The organism is Thermococcus sp. (assembly GCF_027066465.1).
Lineage (GTDB): Archaea > Methanobacteriota_B > Thermococci > Thermococcales > Thermococcaceae > Thermococcus.
The window spans coordinates 1-6,099 of sequence record NZ_JAMONU010000181.1 but is presented as its reverse complement, the minus strand read 5'-3'; the positions used below and the strand labels follow the sequence as shown (position 1 = coordinate 6,099).

Sequence of the window (6,099 nt, the reverse complement as noted above, 5' to 3'; positions counted from 1 at the left end):
AGCCACCGTTAATCCTCCTCGACGAGCCCTTTGCCAACCTCGACGTCCAGACGAGGGCGAAGCTGTTAACCGAGATGAAGCGCTGGAAGCGAGAGCTGGGCTTCACGGCTCTGCACGTGACACACTCATTTGAAGAGGCAATCAGTTTAGGCGACCGCGTTGGGGTGATGCTAGACGGCAGGCTCGTTCAGGTTGGTAAGGTCAGGGACGTCTTCTCAAGGCCGGTGAGTGAAGAGGTTGCTCGCTTCCTCGGCTTCGAGAACATAATCGAGGGAATCGCTGAAGGGAGAAAGCTCAGGGTCAACGGCGTTGAGATTGAGCTTCCGGTCGAAGCCAAAGGACGGGTCAGGGTCGGCTTAAGACCGGAGGACATAATAATCTCGACCGAGCCGATAAGGAGCTCCGCCAGAAACGAGTTTAAAGCAATCGTTGAGTCAATCGAGGAGCTCGGCCCGCTCGTGAGGGTTCACCTTTCCCTCGGCGAGATAACCCTTACGGCCTTCATAACCCGCTCATCGATGCTCGAACTCGGGATAGAGAAGGGAAAAGAGGTCTACGTCAGCTTCAAGGCGAGCGCGCTTCACGTGTTCTGAGTTTGTCCCTTATCTCCACCGGCAGGCTCTCGTAGACCTCATTGAGGGCATCGATGAGCTCGACGAGTTCTTTAGCCGTCAGCGTCGTCGTCTTCGGGCCGATTTCGAGTATCAGCGCGTCGTATTCCTCCGGCGAGACCTCCTCAAGCTCGTCTAAATGCTCGGCTTTCCTCGGGATTATGTTCACCTCTCCAATCATTCTACCGGCCCTTATCTCGGCCTCCCGCTCCTCTATCGGCACCTCCTTGGGGCAGTCGTAGCGCTCGACGAAAATCTTGATGTCCACCACCGGCGTTCCGTCGAGGGCGTCAATCTCATCTATGTAGAGCCTGCCCTCCTCGATGCGGTGAATTCTGACGGTGTAGAGAGCTATCGGATTCGGCCTGTAGGGCGAGCGCGTGGCAAAAACGCCGGTGAGCGGGTTCTTCGGGTTCCCGTAGGGGTGCACCTTGAGGATTCTTCTCCTTGCGGGCGTGTCGCTCTCGTGGAACCAGAGGACGAGCTTGACCCAGTCGCCTTCCCTGAGGCCCTCCGTTGCCTCCCAGAACTCGGGCAGGATTTCGATGTGCGTTTCCTCACTTTTCCTCACGAAGCCGACGGGGGTTATTTTGAAGGGTTCGAAGTTCATCGTCCTCACCGCTCACCGGTTGGCGGGCTTCCTTATAAACCCGGGGGCAACTTTTAAAAACGTCATTCGCTTTCAAATCCCTATGGTAATAACTTAATCATGCGGATGTGTAGGGCATGGTTCGGGGGAGGAGAGAGAATCTGGCCCTGCTGTTGCTCCTGCTGGTGTTCCTGTCAACACTGACCCTCGGCTACATGTCTTCCCCCTCCGGAGCTGGCGGAAACAGAACTAAAAATATCATTACCTCCCTTTCCGAGACCCTGAGGGGTGGGGACACCGGAAACCGGAGCGCGCATTCGGGTTCCGGCTATATGACGACCTTCGGGGACACGGTGATTGGAAGGGGTTCCCCCGAGGAGGGGCTGGGTTACAGACCCCCGACCTCGAACTTCAGCTTCCGCGAATCAGACGTTCACGTGAAGTGTCCCGTGGCGATACTGCCGAAGGACCCGATGCTCGTGTGCGTTAAAACCCCAGCCAGAAGCGTTCCGCTGATTAAATGGAACCTCCCCTCCGACTTCCGCATGATTGCGTGGTTCAACGGCACATATTATTTGCTCCTCGTCAGCACTCCCGCGGGCCCCGTTCCCATCGGCGGAGTAGCAGGCAGGCCAGTGTACAGCCTGAGAACGTCCAGACCGCTTGTTCTGATGACCTACAACTCGTCGGTCAGCTTCACGGTCACCACGAACTTTACCGGCAACATAACAGTTTATTCGGGCCTTCCGGTGAGAATAGAAAACGTTTCCGGAAACGGCTCGGCGCTGGTTTACACCCTCTCGATTCCCCCGCTCGGGAAGAACTACACGCCCGGCTACTACCCGGTTTTCATAACCGCCGGCAACGACACCGGCACTGTGGCTCTTCTCATGTGGGTTGCCCTCCTCGACAGGCCCGTCGTGAGGATACTCGGCTCCCCCTCCGAACTCAGCGGGAACGGAAGGCTGACGATGCGGGTCTGGGGTGAGGTCAGATACACGAACGGCTCGCCGGTGCGCGACGGGCTCGTTACGGTGACCCTCAACAGGACGAAGAACTCCACGGGGGTGGTTGTCGGGATAGTCCGCCTGCACGACGGCGTCTTCAACCTCACCGCTTACGTTCCCTCGAACGAGCCTCCGGGGGAGTACCACGTGGTGGCCCACTACAGGGGCTACCTCGCCTACCCCTCGAACAGCGACCCTGTCGTTTTCATAAGGAGGAAGCCCGAGGTCAGCGTCAAACCGGCAAACGGAACCCTCAGGGTTTACCTGCACTGGGGCAACGTTTCCCTGCCAAACGCCACCATAACGGTAGTTGTTGGCAACGAGACCTTCCGCCTGAGGACCGGTGATGAGGGCTACGCTTACCTTCCCCTGACCGGAAACGTGAGCGAGGTGAGGGTTTACTACCCCGGTAGCAGATACTACACACCCTTAAACGAGACCATTGAGGTTAAACGGAACGTTGAGGCCGGTACTAACTCGACGGCGACGCGGGTTGAGCTCCCGGAGAAGAAAACCTTCCGCGTTCCGGGGAGGCTCGTGCTCATGACAATCGGCGCCGGCGTCGGGGCGCTCGGCGGTGTTCTCTACCTCCGCAGGAAGCGGACCTTTGAATCGCTCCACAATGAAACGTCCCTGAAGAAGCCCGTGAGAATTCTCGAGCCTGCGAGAAGGGTTTTCCTGCCGGGGGAGCGCGTGAGGTTCCTGCTGAGCGACGAGGTCGAGGCCTTCCTCGACGGGAATCCGCTCGGCTTCGGCCGGGAGTTTCAAATCGAAGTAACCCCGGGGAGGCACGTCCTCTCGGCCGGGGGCGCGGAGTTCGAGTTCCTGTGCCTTCCCCCGAGGGAGGCCGTAATCGAGGCCTATTCAAGGCACTTCCTCCCGTTTGCACTTTCAAAGGGCGTTCCAGTCGAGAACCTGACGCCCTATGAGCTGGAGCATCTGCTCACGAGGAGGAGCCTCGATAGAACCCTCCTGCGGAAGGTGACCGAGGCCTTCGTTCTGGCCGAGTACGGCGGGCGTCCGTTCGGCGAGAGGGACTTCATGGAGTTCGTTGAGGCCATGGAGAGGCTGGGGGTGTTCGGCAATGGGGAATGAGAAAGATTCCATCGTCGCGACCCTGCTCGTGGGAAGCGCCACGTGGGGCTTAATCTTCCTGTTCCTCACAAGGAGCATCGTTCCTTCAGCGGTGATGGGCTTCGGAGCCGGTCTGCTGACGCTGGCGCGGAGCGTGGAGCGCTTCAGGGATTTGCTCGTCAGAGGGCTAGGCTTCGCCCTCCTCGGCGCTGGAGTGCTCATCTTCAAAACCGGAGCCTGGTACAGGTCGTTCATCGCGGTGTCGCTGTTCTGGGTGGGCTTCCTCTACGCCCTCGCCTACATCGGCGTTAGGAGGTATGAGAGCGACTTCGTCGAGCGCAACCTGCTGGCGTTTGCGCTGATGGGATTTCTCTTCGCGTTCCTCCTCACGTATCCAGACACGGCGCGGGCCCTGAGCTACGTTATCTACCTCCTCGCGAGCGGGGCAATCGTTTACCTCACCTACCTCGTCTCGAGCTACATCGGAACTCGCCTCGGCAGGGACGAGAGAATCCAGCCCCTGCCCCTCCCGACCCTCGAAACGAGGAGGGACCTCTACGCCCACGACATCAGGAGAATTTACTCCAGCTTCGTCGAGAAGGGTGAAAAGGCGCCACTCGTCGTCTTCCTCGTCAGGAACGCGCCCGATGGCATCGACGACGGCCAGCTTGCGCGGATTCTCAGGCCCATCATCGAGTACTCCCCTCCGAGGTTCTCGCCCCTCACCCCGCAGTGGGTGGTCGAGAAGAAGCTCAACGACGAGAGGGCCAGAAGGGCGAGGATTCTGCTTAGAGTGCTCAGGAGCCTTGGCGTCGGGGTGGGGACGGAATGAAACGCTCCACGGTTCTCGTCTCGCTCACCCTGCTTCCGTTCGCCTTCGCGGTCTTCACTGGGGTGCTGGGGATAGCGTACGTGAGCCTCATTCCGGCTTCCCTGCTGGCCTACACCTACCTCTCGGACGTTCCCTCCGGCTTCCACGTCGAGCGGTGGGTCGAGGGCACGACCCTCTCGGTCGGCAGGGAAACCCGGGTCAGAGTTAAGCTCCGCGTCGAGCGGGGTGCCGGGATGGTCTACGTCGGGGACGTTCCCTCCCCGGGTCTCCAAGTCATTGGCGACAACAGGCGCGTCTTCGTGAAAAAACCGGGAAAGGTTCTCGAGGTCGAGTACGAGTACACCCTCAGGCCGATGAAGAGGGGACTGCACACCCTCTCGCCCGTCGAGGTGATTGGCAGGGACTTCCTGGGGGTCCTCGGCGTCAGCTACTCAATCTTTGGGGACGAGGTGAGAATCGAGGCGAGGCCGAGAATAGGGAACCTGCGCGGCAGACCCCTCAACAGGCTCCGCGTGAGGAAGCCCCGGGTTCCGGTTTTCACCTCCACGCTGGGCTTCACGACCAACGACTTCCGCGAAATCAGGGAGTACCAGCCCGGCGACCCGCTCAAAAAGGTTAACTGGAAGGCAACCGCGAGGCTCGGAAGGGCCCTCGTGAACGAGTACGAGCCGGAGGGAGTAGGAACCGTTATGCTCTACATCGACACCACCACGAGCATGAGCGCCGGTGACATATTCAGGGGCGCCCTCGAGAGCGCTATAAGCCTCTCCCTGTCCCTCATTTACACTCTGCTCAGAACGAACCTCCGGGTAGGGGTTTACTTCGTCGGCTCCGGGAGGTTCGTCACGCCCAGAACAGGCGTTCAGGCCTTCTCAACCTTCATGAGAACCGCGGTTTCGGTGGGTCCATCAAGCGTTGAAAACGAGGACTTTTCATTGGCCGTCGAGAGGTCGAGGAAGCTGGGCGCCGTTGACCTCGCAATCTTCATAACCAACCTGACCTCCTACAACGTCTCCGAGGTAAGGGAGGGCGTCGAGCGGTTGAGGAGTGCCTGGGGCTGTACGGTTTTCGTGGTCGACGTCAACCCCTACGGCCACTTCGGGGAGGTGCACTCCGGTCTCGCGACCCTGCATAAGAAGTCCCTCTCCAAAAGGGTCGGCGCGCCCGTCCTCCACTGGGACCCGCTGAAGGAAACTCCCGTCAAAGGTGTGAAGAGGGTTCTCGGGGGTGTCTTCGGTGCGCCTTGAGCTGAGGCCGGTTCAAGTTAAATTACTCACGCTCCCCCTAATCCTCCCAATGGCGTGGTTTCTGAGCGCTTTCGGCCTCGTTTCCCCAATCGTCAGTGCTCTAAAGGGGGCGGTTGGTTTCTCAATCCCTAGTTCGGTTCTCTCCGTCTCCATAGTACTTCTGGCTGCCGTCCTCGCCCTCACCTATGAAAGGCTTTTCGACTTCTTCAAGTGGTCGCTGGTCGTTTACCTCATTCAGGCGGTTTTCGGAGTTCCCTTCGCGGTTCTCGGTCACTACGTCACCGGCTTTGTTGTCCTGTTCACCGGATTCATAATCCTCCTAATCCTCGGTTGGGTTGAGGAGAGTGCTGGCCCTGACCCCTCGAACGACGGAATCGTTGTGGAATCCCTCGCCGAAGCCCTCACCCCGCTACCCGTTGCCTTCATGTTCATCGCGGTTCTCCTCGGCTGGAGCTCCTTTGGAAGCTCGCCGAGGGCTTTCCTGCCCTTCGCCTTCCTCGTCCCCCTCCTAATCGGCGCCGTGGTAGTTCTGGCCCTGCTGGCCGAGAAGCATGAAGAGGAGCCCTCCGGAAAAAGGACCTATCTCGTGATAAGGACCGCGATGAAGGTTGGCGACTCCTTCTCTCTGGACGTTCGCGAGATGAGCGAGAGAAGCGTTACCTTTGACCTCTCCGGCGGTTCACCCGTTCACCGGCCGGTTCTGCTGAAGGTTCCCTGGGAGGGTTCTCCGCCCTCGGTA

6 protein-coding genes are annotated in these 6,099 nt (G+C 59.4%); 5 read left to right on the top strand and 1 reads right to left on the bottom strand.

The features are described from left to right. The coding region (locus MVK46_RS09020) for a TOBE domain-containing protein (protein ID WP_297536346.1) at positions 1–593 on the top strand (593 nt) is incomplete at its 5' end. Here MVK46_RS09020 and tsaA read toward each other — a convergent pair. After that, positions 565–1,221, bottom strand: a complete 657-nt coding sequence (gene tsaA, locus MVK46_RS09015; protein WP_297536345.1) for a tRNA (N6-threonylcarbamoyladenosine(37)-N6)-methyltransferase TrmO — start codon at positions 1,219–1,221, stop codon at positions 565–567. The two genes, MVK46_RS09020 and tsaA, sit on opposite strands and share 29 nt — an antisense overlap. A gap of 116 nt (positions 1,222–1,337) precedes the next feature. Here tsaA and MVK46_RS09010 point away from each other — a divergent pair, with 116 nt between their 5' ends. The 4 genes from MVK46_RS09010 to MVK46_RS08995 all read left to right on the top strand — a co-directional run. Beyond that, a complete protein-coding gene (locus MVK46_RS09010) occupies positions 1,338–3,302 on the top strand; it encodes a DUF4129 domain-containing protein (RefSeq protein WP_297536344.1) in 1,965 nt (654 codons plus the stop codon). Next, positions 3,292–4,113 carry a hypothetical protein gene (locus tag MVK46_RS09005; RefSeq protein WP_297536343.1) on the top strand — a complete coding sequence of 274 codons (822 nt, stop codon included), beginning with the start codon at positions 3,292–3,294 and terminating at the stop codon, positions 4,111–4,113. The genes MVK46_RS09010 and MVK46_RS09005 overlap by 11 nt, the downstream gene beginning before the upstream one ends. Continuing rightward, a complete protein-coding gene (locus MVK46_RS09000) occupies positions 4,110–5,360 on the top strand; it encodes a DUF58 domain-containing protein (protein WP_297536342.1) in 1,251 nt (416 codons plus the stop codon). The genes MVK46_RS09005 and MVK46_RS09000 overlap by 4 nt, the downstream gene beginning before the upstream one ends. Continuing rightward, a partial coding sequence (locus MVK46_RS08995; RefSeq protein ID WP_297536341.1) for a hypothetical protein occupies positions 5,350–6,099 on the top strand: 750 nt, incomplete at its 3' end. The genes MVK46_RS09000 and MVK46_RS08995, both read left to right, overlap by 11 nt.

Bases quoted from the DNA above. Each gene is read 5' to 3' on its own strand.
- MVK46_RS09005 (WP_297536343.1), top strand. From the start codon at position 3,292: ATGGGGAATGAGAAAGATTCCATCGTCGCGACCCTGCTCGTGGGAAGC.
- tsaA (WP_297536345.1), bottom strand. From the start codon at position 1,221: ATGAACTTCGAACCCTTCAAAATAACCCCCGTCGGCTTCGTGAGGAAA.
- MVK46_RS09010 (WP_297536344.1), top strand. From the start codon at position 1,338: ATGGTTCGGGGGAGGAGAGAGAATCTGGCCCTGCTGTTGCTCCTGCTG.
- MVK46_RS09000 (WP_297536342.1), top strand. From the start codon at position 4,110: ATGAAACGCTCCACGGTTCTCGTCTCGCTCACCCTGCTTCCGTTCGCC.